Genomic DNA, 18,941 nt, shown 5'->3' with positions numbered 1-18,941 from the left:
GATTATTTTTTGGTAAACATCGGGCTCCATTTTTGTTTAGTTCCCTGCTCATAATCTTTTTGGAATCGTTGCAGTGTCTGCACATGTCGTAAAAGATAATTCGCCGCGATCCCGATAGCGATTCCTGACAAGATTCCTAGAACGGAAAGGACTGGCAAGTACAGCATGACTGTCCATGATTGCGCAATGAAAGAGGCCATCAAAAGCTGACCGACATTATGCATGAACCCGCCGGCCGCACTGATTCCGATGATACTGACACGTTTGGGTCCTAATTGCTTGACCAATAACATCCCAAAATAACTAAGCAGAGCTCCGCTCATACTGTAAAGGAACGTAGAAATCGTTCCACCTAGCAAGGTAGTCAGAAATAGTCGCAGCCACAATAACAAGAAGCTGTCCCGTTTTTTCATGGTAAAAATCGCAACGATTGTGATCAGGTTGGCTAAGCCCAGTTTTGCCCCAGGCGCAAAAGCAAAAGGATAAGGGATCATATTTTCCAATAAGCCAATGATTACTCCTTGTGCAACAAGTAGCGAAATATAAATCATTTTTTGTAATTTACTCATGGTGTGTGAAGGTCTAATAAATCAGACTGTCTTCGTCACCCCCATCTGTTGATCGGACCTCGATCACTAATTTATGTGGTAAACAGACAATGGTTTCGCCATTTTTTGTTGCCCAACCTCGACGTACGCAGATCTGGTCATCACAGTCTGCTTCTTTTATCCGTACTCGATCGCCATCTATCTCGATCAAGTTATAATCTCCGTGTTCATCTTTGTAAGTATATGTGTAGCTCTTTTCTCCAGCCATCAAAGGGAATGTTTTGATTTCTGTGCCATCCACACGCAGTACCGCTTCTTTTTCTGCTGTTGCGGTGTTTTGCTGAAGACCAAAAATCATGACTGGTAAAAAAGAAAGAACAGTCAAAAGAAAAATAATAAAAACATCCCAAGGTTTGAGCAGACTTTTTTCAGCAAATTCTTTAAGGCTCATTTTTGTTCTCCTTTTTCCAGATTAACTCACCCAATTTTAGCATAAAAACAAGAGGTTGTGATACCTGCGCCTTGCTTTAAGCATGGAGACTCATCTCGGACATCTTATTCCTTTATTTTTACATAAAAAGGAGGCTGCGACGGTTTGCCTCAGCCCCTTTCTATTGAAATCTTGCATTCAAGTAACGTTGTTCATCTATTTTTGTCTATTTATTTCTTGCCGTATTGAGAACTTGGTCTACCGTACCACCAATTGCCTAGTGTACGTTGTAGCCATGGAATTACCCAGCGATCCAAACCAATCGCACGGCCGGAACCGTTCATCAATGCGAAAGCAACAAAAATGAACCAAATGTTTACCCAGTAAAACATACCTGATAAGCAGAACGTAATCACTAATACGATCGTTGTCGCACTGCATAGCCATGTGAATAATCCAGCAATCAATGCTAATGCCAAGGCAATTTCAAAGAATACCATGAATTTCTGGAAGAACATCGCTACATCATTATTTGGCATGATCACTTGCATGATCTTTGTGAACCAGTCTGGTGACTTCTCAATCACAGCCATTGGTTCTTCACCGTATGCATAACTCAACCCGAAATGTGCAGCTTGAGTCGCTGCTTCTCCGGCACTTGCTCCTGCTCCGCTAGCAGCTGTCGTTGCATCTCCAGCAGCAGAAGCACCACTGGCAACATCTGTTACATTATATTCCCATGTCCAAGGGAATACACTGTTTCCAGTGAACCATGATCCTTCACCAAACCATGTACTTGGTTTGAACACTTCACCATTCCCAATGATTTTTTTGGAAGCTTCAACGAACCAAACTAAACCATAGAAAATACGAAGTGGCACACTCCATAAGACGTTGCCGTAACGAGAAGAATGTCCTCGAGTCACGTTGCGATCGTCTTTGATATGGAAAAACTCATGCATTAAATATTGGAACATATAATAACCAGAACGAATATCAAAGAAATATTTCAAATTCACGATATGTTTCATTACGATAGCTAAAAATCCGCTTAAATGGATCTTATCAAATAGGTTAGCTACCCCCCATTTGGCACCAATAGAAACCATAAATCCTTGATAGTTTCCTTTAAATTTATGCTTTTCTCCGCCTTTGATCGAAGCCACGATATTCGCTGCGGCTGTGTGTCCTGTTTGTTCAGCAGCTTGGACGATCTGCGGTGTCGGTGTTCCTGGGAACTCTTCATAAAAGACTAAATCACCGATGATATAGATATTTTTATCTTCGTAGCCTTTTGCCTGCATGTATTCATTGGCGATCAACCGCTGTCCGCGTGCTGCTTCTAATCCAAAGTCAGCAGCGTCAGAAGTTCCTTTAACACCAGCTGTCCAAATCAGTGTGTGAGTCGGAATGTTGCGTCCGTCCTTCAGCTTGATATGATCCGCAGCCACTTCTACGATTGGTGCGTTCAATAATAATTCTACATTGTGCTTACGCAAATAGCGTTCAGCTTTTGCAGCATCATTTCGGTCTAACATATTCAAGATCGTCGGCATTGCCTCTACGACCATCAGTGTGATTTCGTTTGGATCCAACTTATAATCTTTGGCTAAGCGTTTTTTCCAGTCAATTAGTTCCCCAATCATTTCAATACCGGTAAACCCAGAACCACAGACAACGAAAGTCAGCATGGCTTTACGCAACTCATCATTTGGTTCCAATGCAGCTTTTGCTACTGTCTTCTCAATATGTTCCCGAATCCTTACAGAATCTTCAAATGACCAAAGGGTGAATCCGTGTGCTTTGACACCAGGTGTACCAAAGTCATTCGGCTCTCCGCCCATTCCAAGGATCAGCTGATCAAAAGGATAGGAACCTAATTTGGTCTTGACGATTTTCTGTTCTTTATCGATACCGACTACAGTGTCTGTGACAAGTTGTACATTCTTTTGACGAGCAAACAAATGCTGCAGATCGTATTGGATTGCTTCTGGTTCTACACGTCCGCCAGCTACTTCATGCAACTCGGTCATCATAGTATGGTACGAATGACGATCGATCAGAGTAATTGCTACATCTTCTTTTTTCAGTTTCTTTGCCAAGTATTTTGTAGCTGAAACACCGGCATATCCTGCTCCTACAACGACAATATTTTGCTTTGCCATTGATCATCCGCTCCTTATAGACTATCTATATAATGAATATATGATAATTCTTTTAGTTTGATACTTATTACACAATCTCCATATATTATATAGATGTTCTGTTCTTTTGTCTAACTCCTTTTGGATTTTTTTCAAATTTTAAAATAAAGCGTTTTTTCACGAAATTTGCTGAAAGAAAACGTTTGAAATATTACATGGGTTATTTATCGAAAATAGTTGACTTATAGGCTAAAAAGATTAGAATGTATAATGAATCACAAAGAAAAATTGTGGACTAAAAATGGAATGGTGGGGTATTAAAATGAAGAAAAAACGTTTTGTAACTGGATTTGCCGTGTTAGCATTTTCAGCTCTAGTGTTAGGCGCTTGCGGCGCAGATGACAACGGAAGTTCAAATTCTTCTTCTGAATCATCTACAGCACAATCTTCGACTGCAAAAAGCACAACAGAATCATCTGCAAAAGTTGTTGCTGGCGGAGACTTGCAAGACGGCACATATAAATTAGAAGAAAAAAATTATTCAAATGGTTACCGCGCAGTCTTTGAAATGGTTGTAAAAGACGGCAAAATCACTGAATCAAAATATGATAACGTCAATGAAAATGGCGAATCAAAAACAAAAGATGCAGAATACAACAAAAACATGGAAGCAAAATCTGGCACAAATCCAGAAAAATACATTCCTGAGTTGAATGACCAATTCTTAAAAGCACAAAGCGCAAGCGGTGTGGAAGTCGTAACTGGAGCTACTCACTCATCTGAAAGCTTCCAAAACTACGCACAACAATTGATCCAAGCTGCTCAAGCTGGTAACACAGATACAATCGAAATCGACAATGGTGCTGATTTGAAAGACGGCACTTACAAGCTTGAAGAAAAGAACTACTCTAACGGCTACCGTGTGCAATTCGAAATGACAGTTGCTGGCGGCAAAGTAACTGAATCAAACTTTGATTATATCGACAAAGACGGTAAATCAAAACAAGATGATACAGAATACAATGAAAACATGAAAGCAAAAAGCGGGACAGAACCAAAAACTTACATCCCTACTCTTAACGATGAATTCGTCAAAGCAATGGGTGAAGAAGACGGCTCACCAGCTGATGTAGAAGTTGTTACGGGTGCTACACACAGCTCACATTCATTCATCATGTACGCACAACAATTAGTGAATGCAGCTGAAAAAGGCGACACTCAAACAATCGAAGTAGATAATATCGTAACAGAAAAATAATCACATTATCATACTAATAAAAGTTGAAAAGTTGGAGGGTGGGACGATAGCCAGATTAGGCAGTCGTCTCACCTTTCAAAATGAAGAGAGGAAAACAATGCGGAAAAAACTACTATTTTCCTTAATCACACTGGGCATCTCTTTTATGGTGCTAACTGGCTGCACTAACTCAGCAAAAAATACAACTACTGGAAGTTCAGCATCTACCAAGATCTTAAAAGATCCGTACTCTGATGAACAGTTCTTGTTAGGGACTTACGTTCGTATCCGTGTGTATGATGAAGGCAAAGAATCAGCATTGAAACCTGCCTTTGATCGAGTAAAAGAACTTGGTGATAAAATCACGATCAATCAAAAAGGTTCCGAGATTGATGAAGTGAATGAACAAGCTGGTATCAAACCCGTAAAAGTTTCTGACGACGTCTACACGTTAGTCAAACGAGCCTATGAATACAGCCAAGATTCTCAAGGCGGATTCGATATGGCAATCGGTGCAATCACTCAATTATGGCGAATCGGTTTTGATGACGCCAGAAAACCTTCACAAGAAGAAATCGATCAGGCATTGAAATTAGTGGATTATCATAAGATCGAACTAAATGACAAAGAAAAAACGGTCTATCTAAAAGAAAAAGGGATGATCATCGACTTAGGTGCAATCGCCAAAGGTTACATTACGGACGAAGTAGTGAAAGTCTTGAAAAAACAAGGTGTGACTACTGCTATCGTTGACTTAGGTGGGAATGTCTATGTCTTAGGACACAGCCCAAGAGGTGAAAATCAAGACTGGACAGTCGGCATCCAAGATCCAAATATGGCTCGTGGCTCTGTTCTAGGTTCTATCAAAGAACGGAACAAAACATTAGTTACTTCTGGAATTTACGAGCGCTATTTAGAAGTAGATGGCAAAAAATACCATCATTTGTTCGATCCAAAAACAGGTTATCCATTCGACAACGATATCGCAAGTGTCACGATCATAACAGATAAATCAATCGATGGTGACGGTCTGTCCACGGCAGTCTTTTCAATGGGTGTGAAAAAAGGTTTAGAATATGTCGAAAGCGAATTGAACAATGGGACGGAAGCAATCTTCGTGACGAAAGATGATAAAGTATATGTGACCGATCCAATCAAAGACACCTTCAAATTATCTGAGGACTCCCATTACACGATGGGTGACCGTTCTGAATTAAAATAAGGAGCACGAACCATGACACTAAAAATCTTTTTAGAAGTAGTTGAAATACGAACAAAGGTGGCTAGTGTATTTCCTTTTGCGGTAGGGGTATTATTCTCTATCGCTTTTTTTCACGAGATACATTGGCTGAACACTTTTTTGTTTTTTATTGGGATGCTAGTTTTTGATTTAGCGACTACCGCAATCAATAATTACATGGATTATGAAAAGGCTCATTCTGAAGTATATAAGTATGAAGAAAACGTCATTGGTCGCAGAAATTTATCCCCTGTATTGATTCGAAACATGATTTTAGCGATGATCGCATTTGTTTTTGTTATTGGCGTTATTTTAACGATCAATACGGGTTGGCTTTTGCTTTTGATGGGATTTATTTGTTGTTTTATCGGAGTATTCTATACATTCGGTCCAATTCCCTTGTCTCGAATGCCTTTAGGGGAAATCTTCAGCGGGGTGACTATGGGACTTGGGATTTTTGCCATGGTTGTTTATGTCAATACATTCGGTTCGGATGTCTATGATCTGACAATCAACTTTTCATCCGGGCAATTTGCTTTGGTAGGAAACCTTTGGGCTGTAGCAGCAATTGTCTTAGCCTCTTTACCCCTGGTGTTTACGATTGCCAATATCATGTTAGCTAATAATTTGCGAGATCTTGACCGCGATATTGAAAATCATCGCTATACACTGGTTTTTTATATCGGACGTCCAGCAGGAACAGTCTTATTCCAGCTATTGATGTATGCTTGCTATTTTGTGATTTTGATGGGGTTATTGAGTGGTATCTATGAATGGCCGATCTTAGTCACCTTCTTGACTTTGCCAATTGTGAAGAAGCATTTAGATCAATTCAAGCAAACATTACCCCAGCCTATCAGTTTCAGCTATTCCATCAAAAATATGGTCTTATTCAATGCTAGCTATGTATTGGGTTTATTACTAACAATCATTATGCAAGCCATTTAACGACTTGAAGAGGTTGTGACAGAAGTGGGCAACTTCAAGAAATAAGAAGGAATTTACGAAAATTGCTTTTCAAATTTTTGTGAAATTTCGGCTTATTTCCGAAGAAGTTACTTCTGGAACACTGTTTATTCGGAAAAAGGAACTGCGACAAGACTTTTGTCACAGTTCCTTATTTTTTTGATTCGTATCAGCGAACTTGATGAGGCCTTTTTTGAACTGATGAATTTCTCGTAGATTCAGCATTTTTCCGTGCTTGTTCTACTATATTTCCCAAGTTTGGATTTTGTTTATCTATCTGTCCTTCTCTACGCACAGATGGCAATAAATTGTTCAACGCTTGAGACATTTCTTGTTCATTGTAAAGGTATAACTTGACTTTTGCAGCACCAGCAAGATCTTTGATCGTACTGATAACTGATGCTACTTCGTTAGGATAAAAATTGTTGTAGCTGTTTTTTAAAGCTTCTAGAGCAAATCCTTCTTTATAATTCCACTGTTTAAATGTTTTACTGCCTTTTATATAACTTGGTTTATCCTTGATTTCTTTTCTTTTGCTGTATATTTGTTGCTCAAGATTATGCATTTTCTGACAAATTACTCCATAAACACTCAAATTTGTTTGATATTTTTGAATTAGTTCTACGGGTTTATTATAAATCGACATTCCATTTTTATATTCACCAGATTCCAATGCTTGGCTAAATGCTGCTCTGTAGTCGGTTTTTTTTAGTGCTATCCCTTCCTCCTGTATTTCTTTTTGTCCCTTAATCAGTTCTTTGTACATTGATTGCCATTCTTTACAAACGTTTTTGAAATCCTTATTCAGCAATTCTTTTTCTTTTTTTAAGTTCTTTTTATTAGGCATTTTTTCAGACCTCACTTTTTGTTTTATTAAGCCTACATGTTGGCTTTGCTGTTTTATCGACAACCGTTTTTTTATGTCTTGTTTTTCTCTAGAATTAGTTTGAGTACTTTTAAGGGCTGCTCGATCTTTAATAAGCTCTTCATTCGTGATTTGAAACTTACTAGAAGGTCGGTTTTTATCCACTTGCTGCTTGTATAATTTAATCCCAAAATTTGTTGTCTTCCGGATATCGTTCATTGATCGTTCAACGTTATGACTTAAATATGATTTGGCTGTGCCCACCACATATCCTTTTCTTTTCATCGTCTTGCTTTTATACTGATAATCATTTTTGTCATTCAATAGCTTTCTTACATCTAGAATCTGTTCTTCGACATCCGCTAATCTTTGATTCCACACCCTATATGTTTCTTTTGTTTGATTATATTCATTAAGCAACACTTGCTTTTTAGGAGGGTCAATCATTCTTTTCGTCATTTCCTTCTGTTGTTCGTTTAATTTCTTTTCGATTTTTTTGACGTTCTCTAAAATATAAGTAAAGTGATTATTCAGTGCGTTCTTACTGCTACGTAAATAAGCTTTTTCTCGTTTATCCATAATGAACCTCCGCTTTTTCACTAAATCGAGTCATGTGCTGTTGAACATTACGTCTTGTTTCATTTGTCTATTGTTCTTGAGATACAAACTGTTATACGCTTGATTTAGAAAATGCTTAGGCAGAGATGGAAATCTCGTTCTTCCTAAGCTTTTTCGATTGTTTCTCTTATCTAGATAGTGACGGTGCTGAAATTTTTCTCTCATTAAGCACTTGTTTATTCCATTCTTTGGCTTCCTTAGTTGCGAAAGCTGTAGTCTCTCTTAATGAACGTTGCCGTTTCCGCGATCTAGCAGCTTTGTTGCTTCTTGTTCGCTCATTTCTCTCTGCTTTTGTACCTGATTTTTGCGATGCCGATCCTAGTTCTCTGGTTTCGAAATTTCGGTTCACAGTAATTTCTGGCGTTTTGACTTTTTGAATATTTTTTTTGACGTTTCTAGGTCTAGCCAGCCCTCTTTTAGCATTAATTTTAAATGTGGGTCTAGATGCTTGATGTTTTTTTTCAGATAAACCCACCGTTTTGCCTTGCAATTTCTGACTTTTGGTCTGTCTCTCATTTTGGACTGCTACATTTTTTTTGTTCTCTTGTTTGACTTCTTTTTGTTTTCCACGCAACTTTTCCACAAAATCGATGCTTCTTGTTCTAGCGTTATATAAAAGTTTAAACATAACTATTGGAACACGAGGCAGGCTTTTAATAGTCTCGCGAAAACTTTTCTTTCTCACAAGATTGATTGTTCCTCTTCCAATTCTATATAGAGACTTCACAGCAAATAATAAAATACGGGGAGTACTTTTAGCGAGATAGAGAAACCCTCTTTCCGTGAGTTCTACTTCTTTATCTTTCGCAGCATTATTTCCATCCATATCAGTTCGTCACATCTCTTTCTGTGATAATGACTTTGTTTCCATCTTCATCCGTCGTTTCGATCGTACGTTCAGGCAAATCTTCTCGTTTCGTTCCATCTTGTGTAAGTGTGACATCATCATATCTTTTTTCATAATAAGAGTTCCACTTGAAGGTCCCTACTGGTCCTGCCAAGATATATTTTGACCCTTCTTCTGTTATCTTAAAATTAATATCTTGTTTTCTATCATTTCCGTCTGTTCGGCTTAATGAAACAGTAGCTCCGCTTTGTTCCGTAACTATTCCTGTTATGGTATATTGGAATGTCTCCGTTTCCTGATCATCACCTTCGATTTTCGTTTGAATATATTCCCCATCTTTGAATTCCAACTTGAATGTTCGATCTGAATTTTTGTTCTCCCAGTGACCTTGAGTCAAGATATCAGACCACATTTGGTTCACTGCTTTTTCAGCCGCTTCGATTTGTTCTGCATTTTCTGATTCCATTTTTTGTTTGATGTCTTCATTCGGATATAAGAAGATCTCTTCTTCTCCTTCTTTCAGATACATCACTGTGCTACCCATCCGTGTTTGTAACTGGAATTCCTTTGTTTTTCCATCTTCTGCTTCTAAAACCATAATATTTTGGTCCTTGAGGTAGTATTCGCCTTTAGGAATCCAGGAAGAAGCCCAGTAAGTTCCATCTGCATCTAACTCGATATACATATCATCCGAACGGTTCGAATACCATGTTCCGCTGTAGATTGTTCCGTTATAACGTCCAATCGTTTCTTTGCTTTCTTGGGTCTGTTCTGTCTTATCATTTGCTTGGGCTGTTTCCTTTGGTTTTCCACTCATCAGTGAATAAGTGACAAGAGTAATTACTGCCACGATTAGAACAGCTATACCTATAATGATGTTTCTTCCAGCTTTTGTCTCTAAAAAATTTTTAAGCATCTTCGCACCTTTCCTAAAAATAAGATTATGGGGTTCCATACCCCGAGATAGCTATGCTATCTAAAGCATAGGTTCTTCTTCTTACTCGATTGTCGGAATTTCCTTCGATGACTTGGACCATTCCACCTCCTGCATATTCCACAATTCCGACAAAATCCTTGCCAGTTCTTCCACCTGTCCAATCAAAGAAAATAAGATCACCAGATTGTGGTAAATACTCTTCATCATGACGTTTGAATTTTTCATTTTCGTAGAACCAGTCTCTCATCGCTAATACATTCGGCGTCTTCAATACTTTATTTTGACTGATGTAACCTGCTTGATCTGCTACCCATGAAACGAACATCGCAGACCATTCTGCACGATTTTCAAAACCAAACCAGCGCCAATATTTATCACCATTCAAATTCCCTAACTCTTCTCTAGCTATTTCTACCATACGTCCACTCTCGACCATGATATTATTCGTTACAAGTTGCGCATAAAACATATTTCCATAATCATATCGCCACGTATAACCAAACAGCAACGCAGTAGGATTATGGTAGGGAACAGTTCTACCGTTACTTTTTTCTCGAGCAAAAATCCTACTGTCATCAAATGAATAATCACTGTTTCTCCTAATCAAATCGTCTAAATAACCTTCTCCAAAGTTATATGCCTGGACGGCAGCTCGCTCATTCTTCTGGTTTTCCTGTGCTTTTTTCAGAAGACGAGCAAAATAACGTACGCCAACTTCGATGGATTCTTCTGGACTCCTAATTGAATTTGGCGGTCTTCCTTGTGATTCACTGGCTTGCATGATATCCGGAAATTCTCTCTCATTCCCGCCTGTTTCCACCCAAATAATGGATAAAATCGCATTTTCATACCCTTCGATATCATTCTTCTTTGTTTCTTCAGCCACTTTCTCCCGCCATTTAGTAACAGAAGCTGGTGGATTGATCAGTTCCCCTCTCAACCCTCCGCCACTGCGGAAATAACCGAGATTCGTCTCATGAGCAAAAGAAAGATTATCGATATACACTGCTGGATATAGTGGCGGATCTGCGTGCCAGAAACGATAAAGCTCCATATCCATAAGCAAATTACCACCATTATCAGAACGAGTATGTCCAATAAGATCACCTGCAGATAATCGCTGACCTGAACCTAGTCCAGGGACAAGATCGATATTTCGATAATGCAGATAAAATGAAAATTCATTGATGTAGACCCATGTACGTAAACCAGTTCCGTCTCCTAAAATCCTACCGATGGTTTCTTCCCCCATCGCATAGACAGGCGTGCCAGGCTCGGCTTCCAAGACAATATCTACATGTTGATCGTCTGGATTTCGTCCACGATAACCATAGTTCTCGATTACGCTAGCATAATGAGTAGCGCCGAATGGATTAAGTAAAAAGATTTTGTTCTCAAAGCGATCTAAATCACTAATTGGATAATATTTATCAACTTCCTCTTCATCAAATGCAGATACTCTGCCGTAATAAGGGTCATCGTTTGAAGGAATAATTCCTCCTCTCATCGTATAGACATCTACTTCTGGATCTGAATCTAGCATTTCCCCTAATGTCTGGATATTGATGTTGATTGTCACGATATTTTTTGTTTCTCTTTTGACTTCGACTCTCTCTTCCCCAGTTTCTTCGTCAATCGTTACTGTTGTTGTTTCGATTTCTTTTCCTAGTTCAGCAAGCGTACTGTAGTTATAGACCATGTCATGGATAGCAAGGATTTCATCTCTGACTCGATTGACACGGACTGGTTCTTGCGTCAATGGATGGGGTGCATCTTTGAATATGGCATAGATAGTTCCTCGACTAGTCCAAGGAATCCAGTGACCAGTTTTTTGACCGATTCTTTCCCGATATTTCGCTATTGCTAATTCATCGATATCGTAATCTTCGAATTTTGCATTCAAATAGTATAAGTAACTATCGCCATTTGATGAGTATAAAAACGTTTCTGGATCAGATTGGACACCGTTGACATGGAAGTATACTTCATCGAATTGATTGTCATTTGCTAAGTTTCTGTAAGCATTGTAGACATTTCTATTTTTAAGAGCATCTAGTTGAGTGACATAGCGATAAGCTTCTTCAAGTGCCATGTCTTCGGTCTTTATCACGAATAGACTAGCAATAAACATGAAAATCGTGATAATTACAGTGATGACCGTAATGACTATTGCCACGATGGTTATGATGATAATCAGTTTCAACAATATCGGTACTAAAATAAACAGTGCGATCAATAACCCAATAAAATTTAGATTCCCTTCACCGTCACGTCCTACTTGGTCGATCACTAATTCTTTTATTTTGGAGCGAAATCTATTTTTGGGTGAAATATTTCGTTTTAAAGAACGATCCACTTTCTGTTTCATATTTTTGACGCTATATGTGCTTGCTCGACCAGATTGTCTCTTATATTTCTGGCTGGTTTGACCAGATTGCTTCGATTGAGCAGAGAGAGTCGAACGCTGATGTTTTCTTTTATATGTTTGAGCAGTTTTGGACTGTCTGGTGATTTTAGTCTGATTTTGCTTCAAAGAAGCTTTTTGCGCGTCACTGACATATCCTTTATATGACAAGTCTTTTTGAAAAGCTTGTTTACGGAACTTCTGCTTACGAATAATCGTTTGTGTCGTCTGTGTGCTCTTTTTATTAGAAATCACACTATTCCGATAAGTCTGTTCATTCGGTTTTTCTCGTTGGATGATATGTTGTTGGTTCGTTTGGCGAGCATTTTCCAGCTTTAGCTCTTTTTTTGATTTTAAAAGTAATTGTCTTCTTCGAAATAACTTTTGCTGTTTCGCGATTTTCGGATTGTTCACTGCGACAATTCTTTTTTCGAGAAGCATGGCACGAAGGCGTTTTTTTCGCGTATTCGAAGTAATCAGTTTTACTTTTTTCCCGTTTTTTTTCTTCAACCGAATATTTTTCTTTTTCTCACTACTCGTTTTGAAGGCTTTTCTTTTTGATGATTTCTCACCGTTTCTATTTAAAACAATATTTTCTGCTTTAGACTTGGAAGTGGAGATGCTTCCTTTCTCATCCTCTCTTTCGTTATCCAGTTCAATATTTCCTCTTGGATTTTCCAAATCAGCCACTATCACATATCCTTTCTGCTTGTTTTTTGCTTTATTATGTTTCTCCAGGCTTGGTCGACATCATTTTGTACAGCTTCGTATCTTTCGGAAAGTGATCATAAAACGGGAGAGTGGTATCCCCAAATACCATTAATCCATAGCCCTCTGGAGAATTGACTACGTATTTCTCCTGTTCTTCCGAAATATCGAATAATCGAACGAGCTGTGTCCTATCTGATTTAGCCTGATTGAGCATCATGACGAAGTCACTGTTTGACAGCATTCTTCGTGCAAGATCCGATAGTAGCAATGTCTCCACGTTCTGAGTAATCCCTGTTGGAATGGCCCCCCATTTTCTTGCCCGACTCCATAATTCAAAGAAATAATTTTCAGAGTATTCATTGGTGAACAATAACTGCATTTCATCGATATACAACCACGTACGTACACCACGTTCCCTATTTTCTGTGATTCGATTCCATACTTGGTCTAAAACAATCAGCATCCCCATTGTCTTTAACTGTTTCCCTAAGTCTTTGATATCGTAAATCACAAGTCGTTTGGTTATATCCACATTGGTTTTTGCAGAAAATACCGATAAGCTTCCTTCGATATAAATCTCCAAATCCATGACTAGCTGTCTCGCTTCCTCTTCTTCCTGCTCTTTCAATATGTTATAGAAATCCACAAAAGTGGGTGTATCACCGCTCATTAATTCGTACGTTCTACGACAAACTCGGTCGATCAGCGTTTTTTGAGCAGAGCTCAAGCCTAGTGCCCCACCGATGATCAAATCGAACAACGAAATCAAGAATTCTGACTTCAATACTACAGGATCAGTATCATCTCCATAATTGTCATTGATGTCCATGGGATTGATTGTCGTTGCAGAATCACTGGATATTTTGATGATCTCACCATTGAAATTCTGTCCAATAACGGAATACTCCCGCTCTGGATCAATAATAATGACTTCATCTTCTGCATCTCGCAATAATACATTCACGATCTCACGCTTGACTGAGAAACTTTTTCCTGACCCTGGTGTACCTAGCACAAAGCCGTTAGGAGCTTTCAATAGCTTTCTGTCTAGTGAGAGTATATTTTTGGAAATGGCATTGACGCCATAATATTTCCCGTTTTCTTGGATCAAATCGGATATCGTAAATGGGATAAAAATCGCTGTGCTGGCTGTTGATAGCGTACGATCTAGCGGTATCGAATTTATTCCTAGCGGGAGTGTCGCATTTAGTCCATTCTCCTGCATAAACTCTAATTCAATGATTTTGAATCCAAAGCGACGACCTACTGCATTCACTTCATCTTGGACCTCTGCTAAATTTTCAGTTGTTTCTGCCCGAAAATGGATTGAACTTGTTATGGCGTAAAGCTTCTGACCTCTATTTTGCAAATCATCTACCAAGCCTTTTGCTTCTGTTAATGAATACGAAAGGTCATAAGAAAGCATTTCGTAGTCGTAACCACTTTGCAGTGCCTTTTTTTGTTCATCGACTTTTTGCTGTTCCATAAAGGCTAGCTTTGTTTTTACCAAATCAAAAGCTTCATCTTGTTCTAACGGATCGATATGCAGCGTGATCACTAATTCTTTAGGAATCTCCAGTAGTTCATATAAAAATGTATCAGCTAATTCAGAAGGATATTCTTGTAAATAAATTGTTTTGGCATAATGAGAATCTACCTTCAAATAATTTTTATTTTGTTTTACTTCGATGACTTCTGGGAGTACATCTTCCGCTTCTTGCTTTTCTTTTTTGTCATCTGTTCCTAAAATCTCCGAGAGGATGGTCAATAATTCTGGTTTTTCGATTCGTTTAGTTTTACTTCCTAATCGACTGGCAAACATTGAGAATCGATCTGCCACCATTTCTAATTCTTTTTCTGCATGTTCTATCTTTGTATGTTTTTGGACAAAAGTGAACAAAATACATTTTCGATACCCATTTTTTTCTTCGTCTAATTTTCTAGAGATGACTTCATTCATTTCTGATCGATAGTCATCTAAAAAATCACCTTTTTCCTGATAGTAAAGGACTTTTTGCAAGTCTGCCAAAGGACGTTTCTTTTTATAAACTGTCAGTTGCAACTTGGTTTTACTACTTAAAGAATTCAGAAAATCACAGTATTGAGAAAAAATCTCGATTTGATGTTCTTCTGAAGATAACTGGTAATTGATATCTTCTAATTCAATCGTTGTAGAAAAGGTAATCTCGTCGATTTGACAAATGCCACTAGGATAGATTTCCTGAAACGAAAAAGTAGCTCGCAAAGGATCTGTCTCTTTTATTTCTTTTGGTTTCTTCCCGCCTTTTTGTGTTTTTGGTTCATTTTTTTTCAATTTTTTCTTTAATTTTCTCGTTTGAGTAAGTGACTTCAACTTCATCATGTTTCTTGTCCGCCTAAATCTTTATTTGCTTCTATATTTGTTTCTTTAGTTTGTTCTTTCTCTTCTTTTTTGCTTTTTTCTCCCATTTTCGTCTCCTGCTTCTGCCTCACACCGGGTGAAAAATGGTACTTGAAGAACTGTTTGATATATACTTCAAAAGTCAATCCATTACGCTTGAACCAGCCAAATGAAACGATTGGTATCGATGAAAGGATCATCAACCAACTGGTGATTTCCATCGGGATCTTCAGCCATGCAATGAATATTAAACTGATGACGATATTCACTCCGGCAGCAACACTAAGACAAAGCAGTTGCTTCAGGGTCATACCAGCGATTACTTTTTCTTTGTATTCTTTGATATCTTTTGGTACTTTTACTTCGACAGCCATAGTTCCTCCTTATGATGCAGAGAGCAATGTTTTTGCCCATCCTTTTGTTTTATTGATTGAAAGTAGCAGAGCAAGCATGTAGATGGTTAATCCCATGATGATTCCCCAAATCCCGCTGCCGACTTCTTCCATGATTTTTATAAACAAAAGCGGATAGATCACTAGGACCAAGCCGATAAATGTTGCTTGTAGTCCCGTGGCCGCAAAATTTTTGAAAAAACTTTTCGACATAGCTGAGAATTCCTGATTCGGAAGAGCCCCCATTGGGATTGGAGCCATCGCACAAAAGATATAAAGTTCCAAGAATCGTAAATATGTCGTTACCTGGATCAACACTCGCACAACAAGTGAAACCAAAAACATGATACACATGACTAATAGAATAACTAGTTGTTCCCACCATGAGAGGTCGGCGACTGCTGAACTTACCCGATCTGCCACATTATTCAGTACACCATCATTTCCGATCTCGATCACTCTGGCAGTCAAGTTGCTGGTAATAATGATGATTCCATCTAGTATGTCTTGAATTCTTAAAATTACTATGTAACAAAGCACGAATTTAATCAGTGCTTTCATAATCATCTCGAATCCAAGCATAGGGGCACCACCTGCCCCTTCTACTTTCATTGAGATCTTCTGGAACTCCAAAAGAACAAAAATAGCCAATATTGATAAGGCAATCGGCCCTACTACATGTTGCTGCAGACGCATAACCAAACTGTATGCATCATACATATAAGACTGCAGATCCTGACTCAACATAGCTTGCAAATCTTCTCCATTCAGATAAGTAATAATCTGATTGAAGAGACTCATTATCGCTGTGTGCATACGCTAAACTCCTATCATCCTCATTGTATTCAAACTCATGGCAACAAAGAACTCATATCAAAGGATGTAGCAAACCAGCCTGCAGCCACTAAGATCAATCCGCCACCAACGATTTGCCAGATACCTTGCTGCAGCTGAGGTCCATTTTTATCTTTTAAAGCACCTGCTAAAATAATTGTTCCCCAAATTAGCCACAACCCGCCTCCGACTAAAGTAAAACGTGAAACTAATGTAAACACCTGTTCTAATAATCTTGAATCCATAATAATTACAATCTCCCTTACTAGTTGATTTTTATTTTTAATGCCTAATTTCAGTATAGCTAAATTTTCCCCTTGCTCTCTCACAGTTATTTCTAAGTTCAGAAAATTTTGGAACGTTTCAGAAAACACCTTTCTTAGTCATTTTCACGTAAAGAAGGAATTCTAAAAGAACCCCTCTTTCAATTCATGTAGAACTGCCGTTCATACTTTGTCCCATAATCAAACTGTCTCTCTCAAGGCTTCCTCGTCATAGTTATCGTCATGTTCTTCTTGATACTCGTCATACAAATCAGCTTCCTCATCGATCATGTCATCTGATTCGTATAATGTCTCGTCAAAGTCTGAGAGCAACAGTTCATCTGACTCATAAGGCAACTCCTCTTGTCCAGGAAGCAACTGCTCCTCTTGCTCGGAAAAATTACGCGTATACATATATTTCTCTGTGACGTCTCCGAGTTTTTTATAATTCTTGTGTTTAGTGATGTCATATTTTGAAGATAGGAACGGATGGGCTCCTCGAATTTTCAAGATACATTCTTGTCCTTTCAGACTCGCAACTTCATCAGGATCCATCAGGTTTCTTCCTAGTTTTTGGAAGCTTTCATTGAACGAACCGTTTGCCCCTTTCGTCACACTGATGTTTCGTTGTTCGATCGTTTCTTTACCCAATAATTTAGAGATATATTCATGGGTGCTTTGTTCCATCCCTCCCAAGTACAAGAAAGTATCACTTGTCCCGATGATCGTTTCCCATGTGTTCTTATACAATGTTTTCAGCTGACTGATATTTTGCAGGATCACACTTGTCGAGATCTCCCGACTTCGGACAACAGATATCACTTTTTCAAAATCTGGGATCTGACCGATATTGGCAAATTCATCAAGAATACAGCGTACGTGAACAGGCAGCCGTCCTTTGTATTCGTTGTCTGCTTTGTAAACCAGCATGTCAAATAACTGCTGGTACATCATGCTGGCCAGAAAGTTGAAACTCGTGTCTGTATCTGGTAATAAGATATACAAGATAGTTTTCTGATCTCCGATCGTATCCAATGCTAGTGTGTCTTTGGAAACAAGCTGTCTGACACTTGGTATGTCAAATGGTGCCAGACGAACCCCCAAGCTGACTAAAATACTTTTCGTTGTTTTTCCTGCCGATAATTTAAAGATTTTGTATTGTGCAACAGCAAAATTCTGCGGATCCTTTTCTTCTAATTCTTGGAATAAAACATCTAATGGACTGACAAAGTTTGGTACGTCTTCATCAATATCAGCTAATCGGACTAATTCGATCACACTTCCTAATGTACGATCTTCCTCCACGACTTCTTGGATCAGATAACTAAAAATGGCCATCAGCAAAGCCGTCTCTGCTTTTTCCCAGAATCCATCTCCACCTTTTTTATCCGGATCAGTTGTATTCTTGATCAAGTTGTTGATGATCTTTAAGATATCATCTTCATTTCTGAGATATTTGAAAGGATTATAGTAGTCGGTTGCTTTCCGGTTGATCAAATCAAAAATCTTGATTTTATACCCCGCTTCTTCAAACATTTTTCCTGTCTCCATCAACAACAATCCTTTGGAGTCACTGACAACATAGGAAGAATGCATCTGCATCAGATTAGGTTTTACAAAGAACCGCGTTTTACCACTTCCGGCTCCTCCTACCACGACGATATTTTTATTACGGTTGAAGTTGTCTCTTTTTGTGATCTTCATTCGACCAGATAAAGACAGACTTTCTGTTTTCGTCAATAAGATATTGAAGTCTTTCTTTTTATCAATAAATGGTCTGATATCTCCAGGCTTCCCCCATCGCGCACTTCCGTATTCTTCATTTGGTCTGGTATTTTTACTATCAAATGTCTTATATAAAACGAGCAATATATAAGCAATCCCAAACACAAAACCTGACAGCAATGACATTTGTTCGAATTCGATATGGATGGTGAATTCCGCTATTTCTGCAAAGCTCTGATTGATTGCTTCCATGATCCTATCTGCTAGCTCCAATGAAGCAAATCCTTCACTTAAGAACAGAAAGACGATCCGATTTCCAAAATAAAAAAGTATGCTAAAGACCAATAGATGGAGGCTAAAAATTATAAAGCGTGAATTTTTCACATGACTCTCCTTTTCG

15 protein-coding genes are annotated in these 18,941 nt (G+C 38.5%); 3 read left to right on the top strand and 12 right to left on the bottom strand.

What is annotated here, in order from left to right; all coding sequences use genetic code 11:
- Positions 1–2: 2 nt before the first annotated feature.
- The 3 genes from A5816_RS11260 to A5816_RS11250 all read right to left on the bottom strand — a co-directional run bounded on the left by A5816_RS11260 (position 3) and on the right by A5816_RS11250 (position 3,143).
- Entirely contained in the window at positions 3–569 is a 567-nt protein-coding gene (locus A5816_RS11260; protein ID WP_086311351.1) for a Gx transporter family protein, read from the bottom strand.
- Positions 570–582: 13 nt separating this feature from the next.
- The gene (locus tag A5816_RS11255) at positions 583–999 is read right to left on the bottom strand and encodes a NusG domain II-containing protein (protein ID WP_010733030.1); all 417 of its coding nucleotides are present in this window, start codon (positions 997–999) and stop codon (positions 583–585) included.
- Positions 1,000–1,208: 209 nt separating this feature from the next.
- Positions 1,209–3,143 carry an NAD(P)/FAD-dependent oxidoreductase gene (locus tag A5816_RS11250; protein ID WP_086311350.1) on the bottom strand — a complete coding sequence of 645 codons (1,935 nt, stop codon included), beginning with the start codon at positions 3,141–3,143 and terminating at the stop codon, positions 1,209–1,211.
- 301 nt (positions 3,144–3,444) lie between these two features.
- Here A5816_RS11250 and pplA point away from each other — a divergent pair, with 301 nt between their 5' ends.
- The 3 genes from pplA (at position 3,445) to menA (ending at position 6,547) form a co-directional block, all read left to right on the top strand.
- The gene (gene pplA, locus A5816_RS11245) at positions 3,445–4,380 is read left to right on the top strand and encodes an extracellular electron transfer flavoprotein PplA (protein ID WP_002307821.1); all 936 of its coding nucleotides are present in this window, start codon (positions 3,445–3,447) and stop codon (positions 4,378–4,380) included.
- Between the two features lie 97 nt (positions 4,381–4,477).
- Positions 4,478–5,581, top strand: coding sequence for an FAD:protein FMN transferase (locus A5816_RS11240; RefSeq protein ID WP_086311349.1), 1,104 nt, complete (start codon positions 4,478–4,480; stop codon positions 5,579–5,581).
- A 12-nt stretch (positions 5,582–5,593) separates the two neighbouring features.
- Positions 5,594–6,547, top strand: a complete 954-nt coding sequence (gene menA / locus A5816_RS11235; RefSeq protein WP_086311348.1) for a 1,4-dihydroxy-2-naphthoate polyprenyltransferase — start codon at positions 5,594–5,596, stop codon at positions 6,545–6,547.
- Positions 6,548–6,734: 187 nt separating this feature from the next.
- Here the strand turns inward: menA and A5816_RS16565 are convergent, their stop codons facing one another.
- From A5816_RS16565 to A5816_RS11180, 9 genes are all read right to left on the bottom strand, one after another.
- Positions 6,735–8,009: a hypothetical protein gene (locus A5816_RS16565; RefSeq protein ID WP_256926090.1), complete on the bottom strand. Its 1,275-nt coding sequence runs from the start codon at positions 8,007–8,009 to the stop codon at positions 6,735–6,737.
- A gap of 166 nt (positions 8,010–8,175) precedes the next feature.
- Positions 8,176–8,874, bottom strand: coding sequence for a hypothetical protein (locus tag A5816_RS11215; protein WP_086311347.1), 699 nt, complete (start codon positions 8,872–8,874; stop codon positions 8,176–8,178).
- A 1-nt stretch (position 8,875) separates the two neighbouring features.
- Positions 8,876–9,811 carry a hypothetical protein gene (locus tag A5816_RS11210; protein ID WP_086311346.1) on the bottom strand — a complete coding sequence of 312 codons (936 nt, stop codon included), beginning with the start codon at positions 9,809–9,811 and terminating at the stop codon, positions 8,876–8,878.
- A gap of 25 nt (positions 9,812–9,836) precedes the next feature.
- Positions 9,837–12,926, bottom strand: a complete 3,090-nt coding sequence (locus tag A5816_RS11205) for a lysozyme family protein (RefSeq protein ID WP_179189717.1) — start codon at positions 12,924–12,926, stop codon at positions 9,837–9,839.
- A 34-nt stretch (positions 12,927–12,960) separates the two neighbouring features.
- Entirely contained in the window at positions 12,961–15,309 is a 2,349-nt protein-coding gene (locus A5816_RS11200; RefSeq protein WP_086311344.1) for a VirB4-like conjugal transfer ATPase, CD1110 family, read from the bottom strand.
- The gene (locus A5816_RS11195) at positions 15,306–15,701 is read right to left on the bottom strand and encodes a PrgI family protein (RefSeq protein ID WP_086311343.1); all 396 of its coding nucleotides are present in this window, start codon (positions 15,699–15,701) and stop codon (positions 15,306–15,308) included. The genes A5816_RS11200 and A5816_RS11195 overlap by 4 nt, the downstream gene beginning before the upstream one ends.
- A 9-nt stretch (positions 15,702–15,710) precedes the next feature.
- Positions 15,711–16,535 (bottom strand): hypothetical protein, encoded by an 825-nt coding sequence (locus tag A5816_RS11190; RefSeq protein ID WP_086311342.1) that lies wholly within the window; start codon positions 16,533–16,535, stop codon positions 15,711–15,713.
- A 35-nt stretch (positions 16,536–16,570) separates the two neighbouring features.
- Positions 16,571–16,798 carry a hypothetical protein gene (locus A5816_RS11185; RefSeq protein ID WP_010733018.1) on the bottom strand — a complete coding sequence of 76 codons (228 nt, stop codon included), beginning with the start codon at positions 16,796–16,798 and terminating at the stop codon, positions 16,571–16,573.
- Between the two features lie 219 nt (positions 16,799–17,017).
- Positions 17,018–18,925, bottom strand: coding sequence for a VirD4-like conjugal transfer protein, CD1115 family (locus A5816_RS11180; protein ID WP_086311341.1), 1,908 nt, complete (start codon positions 18,923–18,925; stop codon positions 17,018–17,020).
- Between the last annotated feature and the right edge of the window lie 16 nt (positions 18,926–18,941).

The sequence above is a fragment of the Enterococcus sp. 3G1_DIV0629 genome (assembly GCF_002141285.1).
Taxonomy (GTDB): domain Bacteria; phylum Bacillota; class Bacilli; order Lactobacillales; family Enterococcaceae; genus Enterococcus_B; species Enterococcus_B lactis.
The sequence above is the reverse complement of the archived record's forward strand: the minus strand, read 5'-3'. Positions and strand labels throughout refer to the sequence as shown.